This window comes from Citreimonas salinaria, from assembly GCF_900107235.1.
In the GTDB taxonomy this organism is placed as follows: domain Bacteria; phylum Pseudomonadota; class Alphaproteobacteria; order Rhodobacterales; family Rhodobacteraceae; genus Citreimonas; species Citreimonas salinaria.
Genome location: NZ_FNPF01000011.1, coordinates 67,427 through 83,536, shown reverse-complemented (window position 1 = coordinate 83,536; position 16,110 = coordinate 67,427). Strand labels below are relative to the sequence as shown.

Below are 16,110 nucleotides of genomic sequence, written 5' to 3'. Positions count from 1 at the left end.
CATAGCGAAGCCCCCTGCACCGTTCAAGCGCGATGCCGCCGCCGCGCGCGCTCATCCCGGGCGGCCCGCACGGTTGTCCGCGACCGGATCGTCGCCGGTCGCGCCGGGACGGATCGTGCCGCGTTCCTCGACCATGTCCAGCAGCTCGACCACGTTCAGCGGCCGGGCATAGTGGAATCCCTGCAGGGTGTTGCAGCCCAACTCGCGCAGGATCACGGCATGCTCGGCGGTCTCGACGCCCTCGGCGGTGACAGAGATACCGAAGGACCGGCCGATGCCCACGATATGGCGCACCAGATCGCGGGTCCGGGCCGAGCTGATGATCGGGATGATCAGCCTCTGGTCGATCTTCATGGCGTCCGGGTTCAGTTGCATCAGCCCCACGACCGACGCATGCCCCGAGCCGAAATCGTCCACCTCTATCCGGTAACCCCGGTCGCGCAGCCGGTCCACCTGAAAGCGGAAGTTGCTCGACTGCTCCTCGACCAGGACGCTTTCCAGTATTTCGAAGGCCACCGTCGTGCTTTCGAGCTCGTACAGGTCCGAGACCGAGATCAGCCCCGGGTCCTCGATCTGCGCCGAGCCGACGTTGAACGAGATCTTCGGCAGCCCGTGGCCGACGCGCTCCATCTCGGCGGCGGCACGCAAGCCCTGCCGATAGATGATGCGATCGATCTCGGGGAGCAGCGCCAGTCGCGTGGCCATCGGCAGGAACTGGTCGGGGGTCAGCACGCCGCGCTCGGGGTGCTGCCAGCGCATCAGCACCTCGGCGCCGACAACGCGCTCGGTCACCGCGTCGACCTGCGGCTGGAACAGCGGCACGAATTCCTCGTTCTCGATGCCGCGCTCGATCTCGACCGACAGGCGCCGCTTGTCCTGCACGCCGGCATGTATCTCGGGCGTGTACAGGATCGTCTGGCTGCGGCCGTGCTCCTTGGCCTCGTAGAGTGCGGCGTCGGCGGCGACCAGAAGCTGCCTGTTCGTGATCAGCCCGCCCTCGGAGCTGGCGACGCCGAAACTTGCACCCACGCGACAGGTCTTGCCCTCGAACACCACGTCCTTGCGGATGGCGGCCTGCAACCGCTCGGCCAGCGCCACGCCGTCATCGGCGTTCCGCCCCGGACCCAGCGCGATGACGAACTCGTCGCCACCGATGCGCCCGGCGAAGTCGGTTTCGTCGATCTCGGCCTGCAGGACGTCGCTTACATGCTTCAGCACGTGATCGCCTGCGGCGTGGCCGTGGGTGTCGTTCACCGCCTTGAAGTGATCCAGATCGACGCGCACCAGCGTGCGGGCGCCGGGGTCGCTGCCGATCTCGGCCTCGAGCATCGCGTCGACGCTGCGCCGGTTGGGCAGGCCGGTCAGCGCATCGTGCAGCGCGTGATGTTCGGTCTCGCGTCGCGCATCCTCCAGCCTGCGCTCGGCCAGTTTCTTATGGGTGATGTCGGACGAGATCGCGACATAGCGGTCGACTACGCCGTCCTCACCGCTGAGCGGCGATATCGACAGCGACACCCAGTAGGGGCGGCCGTCGCGGCGGTAGTTCACGAGGTCCTCGCGGATCGGCCGACCAGCCTCGATCGCGGCCCGCAGGCGGGCGATCGTCGCGGGATCGGTCTCAGGTCCTTGCAGCAGGCGGCCAGGGTGCTGGCCCAGCGCCTCGTCCTCGTCGTAGCCGCTGAGAACCGTGAAGGGCGGATTGATCCAGATGATCCGCCGGTCGCGGTCCGTCACGAGGATCGCCTCGTGCGTCATGGTGGCGATCTGGGCAAGCTCGGCCACCTCCTTCTGGCTGCGCGCCAGCTTCTGGCGCGATGCCGCCAGCGCCTCGTAGGGCTTCAATATGACACCGCGCCCGAAGATGACCATGCCGAGGAACGGCAAGGCCATGCCCCAGACGACGACGAACAGCACGCTCTGGACCAGGTCCCAGCCCAGCGTCGCGATCTCCTCGTGGTTGGCCAGCCGCACCAGGGCATAACCAGTGTCACCGATCGGGGCGTGGACCGGCTGGGCTTCAAGCCCGCGCCATTGACCGATCATGCTCAGCTGGAATGTCGACATGACGACCCAGTCGCTGTCGGAAAACGGTCGCGTCAGCCCGACCGCGGCGACCGAGGGCAGTTCGATCACGCGCTCGACGATCAGCGCGCCCTCGGCCAGCCCGCGCGAGGTGACCGGGAGGACCACCAGAATGTGCGCCAGACCGTCCACGTCGGACATCCGCAGCCGGACCGCCTCGGCCAGCGGATTGGCGGTGCTCAACAGACGGGCAGCGCTGTAGAACTCGTTCGCGGCGAAGGCCGCCTTGCTCTCGCGCAGCATGAAGCCGGGGGAGCGCAGGATCGGCGTGCCCTTGTAGTCGAGGATCGCATGGCGCACGTGCTTCTGCCCATCCAGCTCGGCCAGCACGTCCTCGACCTTGAACGCCGCCCGGTCGAATCCCATCACGAAGCGCGAGATCGCGTCGTCGCTTTTCAAGTGACGGATCGTGTCGACCACTTCGGCTATGCGATCGTCGATGTCGCGCGCGCGGGCGGCGGCGCGTTCCGTCATCGCTTCACGCTGCATCTGGTCCAGGAAAGGCTGCGCACTGAAGCGCACCCCGAACCCGACCACGAGGATCGCCGCGACGTATCCGGCGGCCACCACCCAGGTGAACCGCTTGCCCAGGATCTTGCCGTCGGCCAATCGCGACCGCGCGGCCGCGATCCGCCCGGATGCCGGATCGCCGCGCCTGCCGCGCGACGCGAAGCGGCGCCGGCCGTCAGCAGACATTCCTGCGGTCATTCGCGCTGGGGCCATGCGACGGTTGCCGCCCGCAGGGCAGGAGCGATTGGCCGGAGACGCCCGAGCGCGTCGAAGCGACTCATGCACAGGTCATCGGCCGTCAGGGCCTCGTGGCCGTCCGGGTTGTGGGGATGGAAAGGCGAGAACGGCGCGCGATACGTCTTCACGAAGCCCCGCACGGGCTCGTCCAGCCCGTATAGCGCCCGGCGGATCACGGCCCGCCGCGCGGCGGGACCGGCGTCGAAGTCCGGCTGCGCCCGAGCCTGCGTATAGGCGGCGATCAGCAGCGCCGCCACGTCGAAACCGTGAAAGAACGCGTGCGGGGCGGGCAGCCCCCCGAAGTCGGGTACGTCGCCGCGCCGCGCGACGATATTCGCGGCCGCGCCGCGCGGCCCCCCGGACGCGGCGGCCCGGCGCAGCGCACACGAGCCGAGTACGCGCAGATCTATCCGCGCCAGCGGCACCCTTATCCCGTCGTACAGGTCGGGATCGCCGAAGATGCCCCAATGCGCGAACACCCGCGGCGGCCGGTCCCGCTGTGCCAGCTCTCGCAGAAGACTCGCCGCGTTCAGCGTATCGACCACGAGCACCACGCAATCCGCTTCGCCCATTTGCTTCGCCACTCCGGAGGCCACCGCCTGTCCGGCCCCCAGCGGTATGCGCCACAGCCCCGAAGGCTGCAGTGCCAGGATCGCGAACTGCCGGGTCAGTTCGGCCGCGCTGCCGATGCCCCATGGCGTGTCGACCACGACGCTCGCCGGGCGGCGGCAGCCCGCCGCGAGCGCCTGGCCCGCCAGGTATGGCAGCGCGCTCCTGTCGTCGACCGACACGCGGAACATCCAGTTGCGGACAGCGGGCGCACTGCGCGTGATCGGCGCAGCCGAAGCCCAAGCCAGCAGCACCGGGATGCCAAGCGCATTGATGTCGGCATTGTAGGTCAGGTAGGGCGGCGACTGCATCCCCCCGACAACCGCGAGCGCCAGCGGATCGGACGCAGCAGTGCGCATCGTGTCCAGCGACCGCCGCGAATTGCCCCGGTGGTCCTGCGTCAGGATTGTGATATCCCCTGCCGCGCCATGATGGTCGAGCGCGGCGAGGATGCCCGCCTCAATCCCCTGCGCGACCGCCGGAGCATGGGTGAAGTCGGCGTCGAGATACACGCGCCAGCGGTCCTGCATCGCCTGCGCCGATGCGCCGAACGCACCCAGACACAGCAGGACGCCGGCGCAAAGCCCGGACAGCCGCACACGCCAACACCTGTTCCCATGTCTAGGAATGCCCATGCGGGTTCACCCGTCGCCTCCCTCGTGTCGGCGGCAGCGTAAGGGCCAACAGGCTTCGAAGTTGTTAATGGGCTCTGCCGCGCGGATTGCATTCCCGCGGGCCGGGCTTTAAGTCCGGGCTGTCAGCCGCAGCAGGATCCGCGCATGAACTGGATCACGAACTACGTTCGCCCCCGCATCAACTCGATCTTCTCGCGCCGCGAGGTGCCCGAGAACCTGTGGGCAAAATGCGACGCCTGCGGAACCATGCTGTTCCACCGCGAGATCAGCGACAACCTGAACGTGTGCAGCAATTGCGACCACCACATGCACATCACGCCGCGCGACCGCTTCACGGCGCTGTTCGACGGCGGGGTGTTCAACCAGGTCGCGGTGCCAGAGCCGGTCACCGACCCGCTGCATTTCCGCGACCAGAAGCGCTATCCCGACCGGCTGAAGGCCGCGCAGCGCACGACCGGCGAGAAAGAGGCCATGCTGGTCGCCACCGGCGAGATCGGACGCATGCCCATCGTCGCGGCGGCGCAGGATTTCAGCTTCATGGCGGGCTCGATGGGGATGTATGTCGGCAACGCCATCATTGCCGCTGCGCAGGAGGCCGTCAAACTGGGCCGGCCGCTGATCCTGTTCTCGGCCGCCGGCGGCGCCCGCATGCAGGAGGGTATCCTGTCGCTGATGCAGATGCCGCGCACCACCGTCGCAGTGCAGATGCTCAAGGAGGCTGGCCTGCCCTACATCGTCGTGCTGACGCATCCGACGACCGGCGGCGTTACCGCGTCCTACGCGATGCTGGGCGACGTGCAGATCGCCGAACCCAACGCGCTGATCTGCTTCGCCGGCCCCCGCGTGATCGAACAGACCATCCGCGAGAAGCTGCCCGAGGGCTTCCAGCGCGCCGAATACCTGCTCGAGCACGGCATGCTCGACCGCGTGACCGACCGCCGGAAGCTGCGCGAAGAGTTGATCGTGCTGACACGGATGCTGATGAAGGCGCCGCCGGCGACGTGGGGCGACCTGCCCGCGCCCGGTCCAGACGACGCGGCCGCCGGCACTGAGCCCGACGCCGTGAAGGGCGCTGCCAAGACATGACGACCGCGGCCTCGGACGTCATCCTCGTACGGATGATGGCGCTGCACCCCAAGATCATCGACCTGACGCTGGACCGGGTCTGGCGCCTGCTGGATGCGCTGGGAAACCCGCAGAACGACCTGCCGCCGGTGGTCCACGTCGCCGGCACGAACGGCAAGGGCTCGACCATCGCGATGATGCGCGCAGGTTTTGAGGGAGCGGGCAAACGCTGCCACGTCTACACTTCGCCGCATCTGGTGCGCTTCCACGAACGCATCCGCCTTGCCGGAGACCTGATCGACGAATCCGCCCTGTCGGCCGTCTTGGACGAATGCGAGACCGCCAACGGTGGCGCGCCTATTACGTATTTCGAGATCACCACCGTCGCCGCGATCCTGGCGATGGCGCGTACCCCCGCCGACGTCACCCTGCTCGAGGTCGGGCTGGGCGGCCGGTTGGACGCCACCAACGTCATCGAGAAGCCCGCCGCGACCGTCATCACGCCCGTCAGCATGGACCACGAGCAATACCTCGGCGACACGCTGGGCAAGATCGCGGGCGAAAAAGCCGGTATCATCAAGCGCGGCGTGCCCTGCATCGTCACCCGTCAGCACCCCGAGGCCGAAGCCGTGATCGAGGCCCGCGCCGAGCGTCTGGCCGCGCCGCTGCTGGTGCAGGGTCAGCACTGGCACGCTGCGCAGGAACGTGACCGGCTGGTCTACCAGGACGAACGCGGCCTGCTGGACCTGCCGCTGCCCAACCTGCCCGGCGCGCACCAGATTGACAATGCGGGCGCGGCGCTGGCCGTGCTGCGCCTGATGGGCCTCGACGACCGCGCCGCCGAGGCCGCCCTTACGTGCGCCGAATGGCCCGCCCGGATGCAGCGCCTGGCCGCGGGCCACTGGGCAGATCGCGTTCCCCGGGCGGAGCTATGGCTCGACGGCGGCCACAACCCCGCCGCCGGGCAGGCGCTGGCCACGCACCTGTCGCGCTTGTCCGAGCGGCCCACGCATCTGGTCTGCGGCATGCTGAACACCAAGGACGCGCGCAGCTTCCTGCGCCCGTTGGCGCCCTTGGCCCGCAGCCTGACCGCCGTGGCAATCCCGGGCGAGCGCAACACCCTGCCCGCCGAAGAGACCGCGCGCCTAGCCGCGGAAACCGGCCACGACGCGCGCGTTGCCGACAGCGTGGGCGCAGCACTCGACGCAATCGCCAAGCGCGATCCGGAGGCGCGCGTGCTGATCTGCGGTTCACTCTACTTGGCGGGCCACGTGCTGCGCGAAGATGGCTAAGCCTTCGTTAACGAAACGCCATATCTAGCGCTCGCGCATGAGGGGTAGTTTTTTGTTCGCGTGCGCACACTAGATGTTGACCGAAGCACGGTGATTCGCTACGTCTTGAACAGTGATCGAGTGGATCCAGCCACCGACCTTCCCGACCCTTTCCATCGACGGGCCAAATGGCGCGACGCCGCGCCGACGGCATCCGTGCGACCCGAATTCACGGCAGGCAGAACCGATAAAAAGAGCAGTATCGGAGGTCCTTCGGGACCTCCTTTTTTATTGTCTGTCAGCCGCCCCAGCCCTCGGCCATCATCTCGCGCAGGCGCGAGGCGGTGCGCTCGAACTCGAAGCTGCCGCGGCCTTCGACATACAACGATTCCGGCGCGTCCGCCGCGCTGGCGATCAGCCGCACCTTCGCCTCGTAGAGCGCGTCGATCAACGTCACGAAGCGGCGCGCGTCGTTGAAGTTGCGCCGCGACAGGCGGGGGATGTCCTCGAGCACCAGCACCCGCACCGCCTCGGTCAGCGCGAGGTAATCCGCCGGGCCCAGCGCGTGGCCGCACAGGTCGTAGAACCGCGCCCGCGCCACGCCGTTGTGATAGCGCGGAAGTTCTACCGCGCGCCCCTTCACCGTCAGGGTCAGCGTCTCCTCATGGCCGCCGGTCAGGTCCTGCCATATCTTGTCGATTGCCTTGCGCGCCCCGGCGTCAGCGGGGGTGAAATAGACCTGCGCGCCAGTCAGCCGGTCTTGCCGGTAATCCTTGTCCGAGGACAGCCGGTGCACCACCAGCCGCATCTTGATCAGGTCGATGAACGGCAGGAACAGCTGCCGGTTCAGCCCGTCCTTGTATAGGTCGTCCGGCGCCCGGTTCGAGGTCGTCACCACCACGCAGCCCCGCTCGAACAGCTGCTCGAACAGCCGGCCGACGATCATCGCGTCGGCGATGTCGGTGATCTGCATCTCGTCGAAGGCCAGCACCTTCACGCTGTGCGCGACCGAAGCCGCGACCTGCCGGATCGGGTCGTCCTGCCCCTGCTGGCGCAGACGGTGAATCCCGGCCTGGATCTCCTGCATGAAGGCGTGGAAATGCACGCGCCGCGCCGGGACGGTCAGCGTCTCGACGAACAGGTCCATCAGCATAGACTTGCCGCGCCCCACGCCGCCCCACAGGTACAGCCCCTTCGGCGGCTCGGGGGCGCGGCGGAACAGGCCCCTGCGCGGCGGATTTGCCAAGGCGGCGCGGATGCGCTCAAGCTCGGGCAGCGCGTCTTCCTGCGCCGGATCCGGGGTCAGGTGGCCCTCGGCGGCGCGGGCGCGGTACAATTCAGGGACGGTTGTCATGCCGGCGTCATACGCTGCGCCAAGGGGAAGGTGTAGCCCTCGATGGCTGCGCCGGAACAGCGTCCCGTGCGGGCGCGGCGTCCAAACACGTGACTCATGTCACAGCGCCTTGTGCGTGATTGACGTAAGGTAACTCTGTGCCTGATTCCGCGGTCCCCGTGGGGAACGATCGAATGGCCGCCCTGCACAAGTAAACCGGTTGGTTTACTTATTCTAAACTAAACTGTATGGTTTAGTTCAATCAGCATCTTTGGAGAACACCCATGAAGCACATCGCATTTGCCACCCTTCTTGCCCTCGGCGCGACCGCCGGGCACGCCGACGTCGGCCCGGCCTTTCTGCCAGACCTGACCTTTCCGGCCCCTGTCCCGGCGCCCCCAGTCTCGATCCAGGACTGCGAGACCGCTCCGCGCTGCACCCGGTAATCCCCTCGGACGGCGGCATTCCCCCGGCCGCCGCCTCGTCCGCGCGCAAGGATAGGCGCCGCGACGGCATGGCTTGCAGGAACTGAACCACCCGGTTTACGTTGTAGGTCCGCAACGGGTGGAGGTGGCATGTCGGCACAGGCACTTGTGCGCAGGGGACGCAAATTCGATCAGGTGGTCGCCGGCGCACGCGAGGTGTTCCTGCGCGACGGTTTCGAAGGCGCCAGCGTCGACGACATCGCGCGCGTGGCGGGCGTGTCCAAGGCCACGCTTTACAGCTACTTTTCCGACAAGCGCCTGCTGTTCATCGAGGTCGCCACCGCCCAGTGCAAGCGGCAGGCCGACGAGGCGATGATGACGATGGACCTGTCGCAACCGCCGCGCGTCGTCCTTCGCAAGGCCGCGACGACCTTCCTTGGCTTCATCTTTTCGCCGATGGGCCAGCGGGTCTTTCGCATCTGCGTCGCCGAGTCCGACCGTTTTCCCGAGCTAGGGCGCGAGTTCTACCGCAGCGGCCCGATGACCCTGCACGTGGCGTTGGTGGACTACCTGAAGGTCGCGCGCGACCGGGGCGAGCTTTGCATCGAGGACCTGGATCTGGCCGCCGACCAGTTCGCCGAGCTTTGCAAGGCCGATCTGTGGACCAAGCTGGTCTTCGGCCTGCGCGACGGCTTTTCCCCGGACGAGATCGAGCGCGTCGTCGACGGCGCCATGGAAACCTTCATGGCCCGCTACAGCGCCTGACCGGCGCATCTCCGCCGCATGCGTGGCCAAGCGCGGCGCTCGGGGCTATAACCGCCGCAACATCGAACAGGCGGAGGTCAAGGCGATGGAACTCAAGTCCGAAAGCCGCGCGTTCGGCGGCACGCAGCGCGTCTACACCCATGACAGCACGGCCTGCGGCGGCCCGATGACTTTCGGGCTGTACCTGCCCCCGGCGGCGGAAGACGGCCCCGTGCCGGTGCTGTGGTACCTCTCGGGCCTCACCTGCACGCACGAGAACGCCATGACCAAGGCCGGCGCGCAGGGCTGGGCGGCCGAGGCCGGCATCGCGCTCGTGTTTCCCGACACCTCGCCGCGCGGCGCCGACGTGGCCGACGACGATGCCTTCGACCTGGGCCAAGGCGCGGGCTTCTACGTCAACGCCACCGAATCCCCCTGGGCATCCCGTTTCCGCATGTGGGACTACGTCGCAGACGAGCTTCCCGCCGCACTGTCCCAGTTCCCGCTGGACCTGGACCGGCAGGCGATTACCGGACACTCGATGGGCGGGCACGGGGCGCTGACCCTCGCGATGCGCCACCCCGGCCGCTTCGCATCCGTCTCGGCCTTCGCGCCCATCGCGCACCCGACGCAGTCCGACTGGGGCCGCAAGCAGTTCAACGCTTACCTCGGCGACGACGAGGCCACATGGGCCGCGCACGATTCCACTCTGCTGATGCGCCAGGGCGGGCTCGGCGTCCCCGTGCTGATCGATCAGGGCACAGACGACCAGTTCCTTGACAAGCTGATGCCCGAGGCGCTGGCCGAAGCGATGGCCGCCACACGGCAGGACGGCGTCTTCCGCATGCAGAAGGGCTACGACCACAGTTACTTCTTCGTCTCGTCCTTCATCGAGGATCACGTCACCTTCCACGCCGAGGCGCTTTTCTCGTGACGATCCTCTACGTCGATGCCGATGCCTGCCCCGTGAAGGCCGAGGCCGAACGTGTGGCGACCCGCCACCGCGTGCCGCTGAAGATGGTGTCCAACGGCGGGTTGCGGCCGTCGCAGAACCCGTTGGTCGAGCATGTCATCGTTCCCGAAGGCCCCGACGTGGCCGACATCTGGATCGCCGAGCGCGCGACCCGCGGCGACGTGGTCATTACCGCCGACATGCCGCTGGCCGCGAAGTGCGTCGAGGCCGGCGCGCAGGTGCTGCGGCACGACGGGTCGGTGCTGGACGCGCGCAACATCGGCCAGCAGCTGGCCACTCGCGACCTGATGGCCGACCTCCGCGCTGCCGACCCGTTCCGGCAAGGTGGCGGCAAGGGCTTTACAAAGCCCGACCGAAGCCGCTTCCTCGACGCGCTGGAAACCGCGCTTCGCAAGGCCGCGAAGGAGACGACATGATCCCGCAGGCGGTGATCTTCGACATCGGGAACGTGCTGATCGAATGGCAGCCCGAACGCTACTACGACCGCGTCATCGGCGAGGAGGCGCGCCGCGCGATGTTCGCCGAGGTCGACCTGCACGGCATGAACGACCACGTCGACCGCGGCGGCGACTTCCGCGAAACCATCTACGACTGGGCCGAAAGGCACCCGCAATGGGCCGACGCGATCCGCATGTGGCACGACAACTGGCTGGAGCTTGCCACGCCGCGGATCGACCATTCCGTGCGCCTGCTGCGCGCCCTGCGCGCCAACGGCGTGCCGGTCTTCGCGCTGACGAATTTCGGCATCGGCACCTGGGCGGTAGCCACGCCGGAATTCGACTTCCTGTCGGAATTCGACCGCACCTACGTCTCGGCGCGCATGGGCGTCATCAAGCCCGAACCGGAAATCTACGCGCAGGTCGAGGCCGATTGCGGGATCCCCCCGCAGGCGCTTTTGTTCACCGACGATAAGCCCGACAACATCGCCGCCGCCAACGCCCGCGGCTGGCTGACGCACCTGTTCACCGGCTCCGAGGGATGGGCCCAGCGCCTGGTGGTCGAAGGCCTGCTGACCAACGAGCAGGCCCGATGACCCGCACGATTTCCTTTGCCGAGGGCGAGGCGCGGCTCGGCTGGCTGAAACTCGCCGACGCGATCGCCTCCGGCCACCGTCTGCCCAAGGCCGAGATCGCGGACGTGTTCCTCTATCGCGGGCGCGACACCACGCTGAACCGCTCGGCGTGGATCGACGGGCTGGGGCTGCTGGTCAAGGTGGCGACGATCTTCCCTGGCAATCCCGATGCGGGACGCGCGGTCGTCAACGGCGCGGCCACGCTCTACCAGGACGATTCAGGCATGCTCGCCGCGGTGATCGACTTCCACCTGCTGACCAAGTGGAAGACCGCCGGCGACAGCCTGCTCGCCGCCCGGCGCCTTGCCCGCCCCGACAGCGAACACATCGTCATCGCCGGCGCCGGCACCGTGGGCGCCTCGCTGGTGCAGGCCTATTCCGCCGCCTTCCCGAAGGCGCGTTTCACGGTCTGGAACCGCACGCCCGAGAAGGCGCGCGGCTTTGCCACGGCGCATGGCATCGGCTGGACCGACGATCTGGAGACCGCCGTGCGCGGCGCCGACATCGTCGCCTGCGCCACTATGGCGACCGAGCCGTTCCTGAAAGGCGACTGGCTGCGCCCGGGCACGCACTTGGACCTGATCGGCGCCTACCGTCCCGACATGCGCGAGGCCGACGATACGGCGCTGCAACGCGCGCGGATCTTCGTCGACAGCCGCGACACCACGTTGGGCCATATCGGCGAATTGAAGATCCCGCTCGAATCCGGCGCCATCACGCCGGACTACGTGATCGCGGATTACTACGACGGCGACCGCATGCGGCGCGACAGCGACGACGAGATCACGCTGTTCAAGAACGGCGGCGGCGCGCATCTCGACCTGATGGTCGCGCGCCACATCCTCGACTCGGTGGACGCACCCTGATGCGCCGCCCGGCGTCGCGCGCCCGCGCCCATGCTTGAGATCCTGCTGAAGACCTTGCCCTTCTTCGCCCTGATCGGGCTGGGCTATGGTGCCGCGCGCACCCGCTTCTTTCCCGAGGAAGCCACCGCCTACCTGACCAAGTTCGTCTTCTACTTTGCGCTGTCGGCGATGCTGTTCCGGTTCTCGGCCACGCTGTCGATCGACCAGATCTTCGATCCGCAACTGGCGATGGCTTACCTCTGGGGCACCGCCTTCGTCTACGGCATCGCGATGCTGGTGGCCTTCCTGCGCGGCCTCGACACGCCCACCGCGGCGATCGAGTCGCAATGCGCCGCCATCGGCAACACCGGCTTTCTCGGCGTGCCGATGCTAGCCGTACTCTTGGGGCAGCAGGCCGTCGGCCCGATCATCCTGGTCCTGTCCATCGACCTCATCGTTTTCTCGTCGGCGCTGGTGATTCTCGTCACCGGCTCGCGCGGCACGGGCGGAATGGGGGCGGTGCTGCGAACCGTCCTGCTGGGGCTGGTGAAGAACCCCATGATCGTGGCGATCGTGCTGGGCCTTGCCTTCGCATCGACCGGCCTGCACCTGCCCGCCCCGGCGAGCGACTTCCTGACCATCCTCGGCAACGCCGCCACACCCGGAGCCCTGTTCGCCATCGGCGCGTCGCTGGCCTCAAAGTCAGCCGAGCGGCTGCAGGTTGCGGGCTGGCTCAGCTTCTGCAAGCTGGTGCTGCATCCCGGCCTGGTGGCCCTGGGCGCGCTGGTCGTGTTCCCGGCCGACCCCTACAAGGCCTCCGTCGCGATCTCGGCGGCGGCGCTGCCGGTGGCGGGCAACGTCTTCATTCTGGCGCAGCATTACGGCGTGGCGCCCCAGCGCGTGTCGGCCTCGATCCTGATCTCGACGACGTTGTCGATCCTGACCGTCACCGGTGTTATCGCACTGGTCAGCGCCTGAGTTCCGCCGCGTTCAGTCGACCCGCCGCACGAGAAGCTGGTTGCCCGGTCCGCGCCGCGTCTCGAAGACCTTCAGGTCGGCCACGAGGTCCGACAGCTTGCGCTTGCCGTAGGTGCGGGTGTCGAAGTCGGGATGCGCGGCGGTGATGTACTGCCCCAGCGGGCCCAGCGCGTACCACTCGTCGTCCTGGTCCAGCCCTTCCATCGCCTTGAAGATCAGGTCGCGCGCTTCCTTCAGGTCGCCTGTCGGTGCGGCCTTCTCGCCCTCGGCCTTTTCCGGCGCGTTGTCGAGGTTCTCGAGGTAGATGAACCGCTTGCACGCCTTGCGGAAGGCGTCGGGGGTCTTCTGCATGCCCATGCCGTAGACATCCAGCCCCTGCTCGCGCAGTCGCGACGCCAGCCGTGTGAAGTCGGAATCCGAGCTGACCAGCACGAAGCCACCGAAGCGGCCCGTGTGCATCAGGTCCATCGCGTCGATAACCAGCGCGATGTCACTGGCGTTCTTGCCCACGGTGTTGGCGGGCTGGTGATGCGGCACCAGCCCGAACTCGGCCTGCACCTTGGACCAGCCGTGCATCTGATGGCTGGAAAAATCGCCGTAGCAGCGCCGCACCGACGCCTGCCCGATCGACGCGATCTCGTCGAAGATCGCCTTGGTGTATTTCGGCGAGGTGTTGTCCGCGTCGATCAGGACGGCAAGCAGCTTTGTCTCGTCTGGCATGGGGCCTCCGTTCGTTGCCGCCTTGTAGCGCGCGACGCCCCCGGTGACGAGGGGCGATGGCGCCACCCGTCTGGCCTGTCTTGCGGTTCCGCCACGCAACCGGAGAGTTCCATTAAATTCTTCACATCTTGTTGAAAGTTTCAGGGATACTTGGCGGAAAATGAGTTTTTATAGATTTAATTCATTGGCTTAAATATTTTTTGCGCACCGTGGCGGCAAGATCACGTCAGCGCGGACCGTCGCAACCGTGCAACACATGACGCGCAGGGGGCGGACGGGCGGGATCAATGGCCTAGGTGACCGTGTTCAAAGCACGTCATCAAACCGAAAGGGGAATCCAATGGGAAACCGCGCACTTCCATACCTGACGCTGGCCGGCATCGTCGCCTTCTCGCCCGCCTTCGCGCAGACCGCGTTCGACAACACGAACATGGCCGAGGACCGCAACGAGGCGCTGACCGACGCGATCGAGGACGACTTCGAGCGTGACATCGACGACTTCGGCAACCGCGGCCGCACGCTCGGCTTCGACGGCTCGATCGCGCTGCGAGGCACCGCCACCAGCGGCAACAGCGACGACGTCTATCTCGGCATCGGCTCGAACCTGGGCTACTACGACGGCACCAACGGCTACGAGTTGCGTCTGAACTACACCTATGCCGAGGACGATGGCGACACGACCGAGGAAAGCCTGTTCTACGACTTCCAGTACACTCGCGACTTCACCACGCGCGCCTATGGTTTCGCGAAGGTGCAGGGCACGGTCGACGAATTCTCGGCCTATGACAGCGACACCTTCGTCGGCATCGGCGCCGGTTACTGGATCTACGACCAGCCGACCATCAAGTGGGCCGTCCAGGGTGGCCCCGGCTACCGCGTGGCCGAGCTTGACGACGCGCTCGACGCCGATTTCGAGGAAGAGGCGCTCAGCCTGTCGTCGGCGTTCTCGTACCAGGTCTCGCCGACCACGTTCCTGACCAACGACACCGACGTCATCGCATCCGAGTCGGACACGGTCATCTACAACGAGATCGGCATGAATGTCGCGCTGAACGATCGCCTGGCGCTGCGCACCAGCCTCGGGACCGAGCATCACACCGACCCCAAGGCCGGCTTCGAAGCCACCGACAACACGCTGGGCGTGTCGCTGGTCGTCGGCCTCAACTGATCGGCTGACCGCCTGATAGCGGGGCGCGCGACTTCGCACGCCCTGTTCGATCGGGCGCACGGGAAACCGTGCGCCCGTTTCGTTTTCACCTGCGCGCACGACTGCGCACGTGAGCAGCGTGTTCGATCGCGGCAGATGCGCGCCGTCCTGCACTCTCGAATGCTCTTTCCTCCCGCATCAGCCGAGGTTCGCCCCCGCCGGGCACGACCGGCTGGCAGCGCCGGCGGAACGGGCCACCCCGCGCCGCGTTACCACGCTGGATACTCCGCAGGCACGAGGCTCGGTATGAAAGAGCGAGAAGGCGAGCTGACCGACGTCGTCGAAGAACTTGATGAGGCGTCCGAGGGCGGCGACACCGTCGAGGTGGGCCACCTGCTCGACGCGCTCGATCATCGCGGCTATGGCCCCGCGCTGGCCGTGCTGCCCCTGATCGAGCTCACCCCGATCGGCGGCATTCCCGGCTTTCCGACCCTTCTCGCGCTGACGCTCGCCATCCTGACGGTCCGCATGCTCATGGGGTACGAACATTTCTGGGCGCCGCACTGGTTGCGCAAGCGCCGGCTCGATTCGGACAAGGTCATCAAGTCGGTGAACTGGCTGAAGCCCGTGTCCCTGCGGATCGACGCCAAATTGCACGAGCGTCTCAAGCGGTTCGCCGGCCCGACCGGGCGGCGCGCGGCCTGCATCGTGATCCTGCTTCTGCTGCTCACCGTCCCGCCGCTCGAACTCATTCCCTTCGCCACCTCCGGACCGATGATCGTCATCGCAATCTTCGGCCTCGGCCTGCTCTACCGCGACGGGCTGCTGATGCTGTTGGGCTTCGTCGGCGCGGTGATCGCGGCCGGGGGCGGATTGTGGGCGTTTTTCTCCTCGGGCGGCAGCGCAGAGGGCGGCCTCTTCGGCAGCGATTGACGCTGCGCTTGCGGCCGGACCTCCCTCGGCCTCACAACGCCCGGAACATCACCAGCGCATCGACCGCACCAGCGTCCGGGTGCAGGAACGCCCTCGACAGCCGGCCGACGATCTCGAATCCGGCACGTTGCCACAGCGCCACGGCGCGGGCATTGGTCTCGATCACGAAGTTGAACTGCATGGCGGCGAAGCCCCGCGCACGGGCCTCGGCCAGCGCGTGGTCCAGCATGGCGCGCGCAACACCACGTCCCTGCGCCTGTACCGCGGTGACGAAGCCCGCATTGCAGACATGTGCGCCGCCGCCACCCTGGTTGCGCACCAAATAGTAGGTGCCCAGCGGCCTGCCCGCCTCCTTGGCAACGAAGACCGCGCGGCCCCCGCCGGTCCAGTAGGCGAGCGCCGCGTCGGGGGCGATGTCGCGGTCGATGGCGTAGGTCGCACCCTCGCGGAAGACCGGCATCAGCATGTCGGTCACGGCCGATGCGTCGGCGGGTGCGTAGGGACGTAGCGTCAGGCTCTGCATGGCATCCT

At 67.3% G+C, this 16,110-nt stretch carries 15 protein-coding genes; 10 read left to right on the top strand and 5 right to left on the bottom strand.

Annotation, left to right across the window (positions count from 1 at the left end):
* Positions 1 to 51: 51 nt before the first annotated feature.
* The gene (locus BLW27_RS13835; RefSeq protein WP_177177909.1) at positions 52 to 2,778 is read right to left on the bottom strand and encodes a putative bifunctional diguanylate cyclase/phosphodiesterase; all 2,727 of its coding nucleotides are present in this window, start codon (positions 2,776 to 2,778) and stop codon (positions 52 to 54) included.
* A gap of 8 nt (positions 2,779 to 2,786) precedes the next feature.
* Positions 2,787 to 4,037: an ABC transporter substrate-binding protein gene (locus BLW27_RS13830; RefSeq protein WP_177177908.1), complete on the bottom strand. Its 1,251-nt coding sequence runs from the start codon at positions 4,035 to 4,037 to the stop codon at positions 2,787 to 2,789.
* 180 nt (positions 4,038 to 4,217) lie between these two features.
* On the opposite strand from BLW27_RS13830, the gene accD reads away from it, so the two are divergent.
* Positions 4,218 to 5,159 (top strand): acetyl-CoA carboxylase, carboxyltransferase subunit beta, encoded by a 942-nt coding sequence (gene accD, locus BLW27_RS13825; protein WP_089883976.1) that lies wholly within the window; start codon positions 4,218 to 4,220, stop codon positions 5,157 to 5,159.
* Positions 5,156 to 6,430, top strand: a complete 1,275-nt coding sequence (locus BLW27_RS13820) for a bifunctional folylpolyglutamate synthase/dihydrofolate synthase (RefSeq protein WP_089883975.1) — start codon at positions 5,156 to 5,158, stop codon at positions 6,428 to 6,430. Before accD ends, BLW27_RS13820 begins: the two co-directional genes overlap by 4 nt.
* Positions 6,431 to 6,707: 277 nt before the next feature.
* On the opposite strand, the gene zapE is transcribed toward BLW27_RS13820, so the two are convergent.
* The gene (gene zapE / locus BLW27_RS13815; RefSeq protein ID WP_089883974.1) at positions 6,708 to 7,763 is read right to left on the bottom strand and encodes a cell division protein ZapE; all 1,056 of its coding nucleotides are present in this window, start codon (positions 7,761 to 7,763) and stop codon (positions 6,708 to 6,710) included.
* Between the two features lie 554 nt (positions 7,764 to 8,317).
* On the opposite strand from zapE, the gene BLW27_RS13810 reads away from it, so the two are divergent.
* From BLW27_RS13810 to BLW27_RS13785, 6 genes are all read left to right on the top strand, one after another.
* Positions 8,318 to 8,932, top strand: a complete 615-nt coding sequence (locus BLW27_RS13810; RefSeq protein ID WP_089883973.1) for a TetR/AcrR family transcriptional regulator — start codon at positions 8,318 to 8,320, stop codon at positions 8,930 to 8,932.
* An 85-nt stretch (positions 8,933 to 9,017) separates the two neighbouring features.
* Positions 9,018 to 9,845 carry an S-formylglutathione hydrolase gene (gene fghA / locus BLW27_RS13805; protein ID WP_089884022.1) on the top strand — a complete coding sequence of 276 codons (828 nt, stop codon included), beginning with the start codon at positions 9,018 to 9,020 and terminating at the stop codon, positions 9,843 to 9,845.
* Positions 9,842 to 10,300, top strand: a complete 459-nt coding sequence (locus BLW27_RS13800) for a YaiI/YqxD family protein (protein WP_089883972.1) — start codon at positions 9,842 to 9,844, stop codon at positions 10,298 to 10,300. The genes fghA and BLW27_RS13800 overlap by 4 nt, the downstream gene beginning before the upstream one ends.
* On the top strand, positions 10,297 to 10,917 hold the full coding sequence (locus BLW27_RS13795) for an HAD family hydrolase (RefSeq protein WP_089883971.1): 621 nt from the start codon (positions 10,297 to 10,299) through the stop codon (positions 10,915 to 10,917). Before BLW27_RS13800 ends, BLW27_RS13795 begins: the two co-directional genes overlap by 4 nt.
* Positions 10,914 to 11,822, top strand: coding sequence for an ornithine cyclodeaminase family protein (locus BLW27_RS13790; RefSeq protein ID WP_089883970.1), 909 nt, complete (start codon positions 10,914 to 10,916; stop codon positions 11,820 to 11,822). Before BLW27_RS13795 ends, BLW27_RS13790 begins: the two co-directional genes overlap by 4 nt.
* Positions 11,823 to 11,852: 30 nt before the next feature.
* Positions 11,853 to 12,779, top strand: coding sequence for an AEC family transporter (locus tag BLW27_RS13785; RefSeq protein ID WP_089883969.1), 927 nt, complete (start codon positions 11,853 to 11,855; stop codon positions 12,777 to 12,779).
* Between the two features lie 12 nt (positions 12,780 to 12,791).
* Here the strand turns inward: BLW27_RS13785 and BLW27_RS13780 are convergent, their stop codons facing one another.
* Complete coding sequence (locus BLW27_RS13780; protein WP_089883968.1) at positions 12,792 to 13,499, bottom strand: NYN domain-containing protein; 708 nt, start codon at positions 13,497 to 13,499, stop codon at positions 12,792 to 12,794.
* Positions 13,500 to 13,839: 340 nt separating this feature from the next.
* Here BLW27_RS13780 and BLW27_RS13775 point away from each other — a divergent pair, with 340 nt between their 5' ends.
* Positions 13,840 to 14,667: a DUF481 domain-containing protein gene (locus BLW27_RS13775; RefSeq protein WP_089883967.1), complete on the top strand. Its 828-nt coding sequence runs from the start codon at positions 13,840 to 13,842 to the stop codon at positions 14,665 to 14,667.
* Between the two features lie 285 nt (positions 14,668 to 14,952).
* The gene (locus BLW27_RS13770; RefSeq protein WP_089883966.1) at positions 14,953 to 15,579 is read left to right on the top strand and encodes an exopolysaccharide biosynthesis protein; all 627 of its coding nucleotides are present in this window, start codon (positions 14,953 to 14,955) and stop codon (positions 15,577 to 15,579) included.
* A gap of 31 nt (positions 15,580 to 15,610) precedes the next feature.
* Here the strand turns inward: BLW27_RS13770 and BLW27_RS13765 are convergent, their stop codons facing one another.
* On the bottom strand, positions 15,611 to 16,102 hold the full coding sequence (locus tag BLW27_RS13765) for a GNAT family N-acetyltransferase (protein ID WP_089883965.1): 492 nt from the start codon (positions 16,100 to 16,102) through the stop codon (positions 15,611 to 15,613).
* Positions 16,103 to 16,110 lie beyond the last annotated feature (8 nt).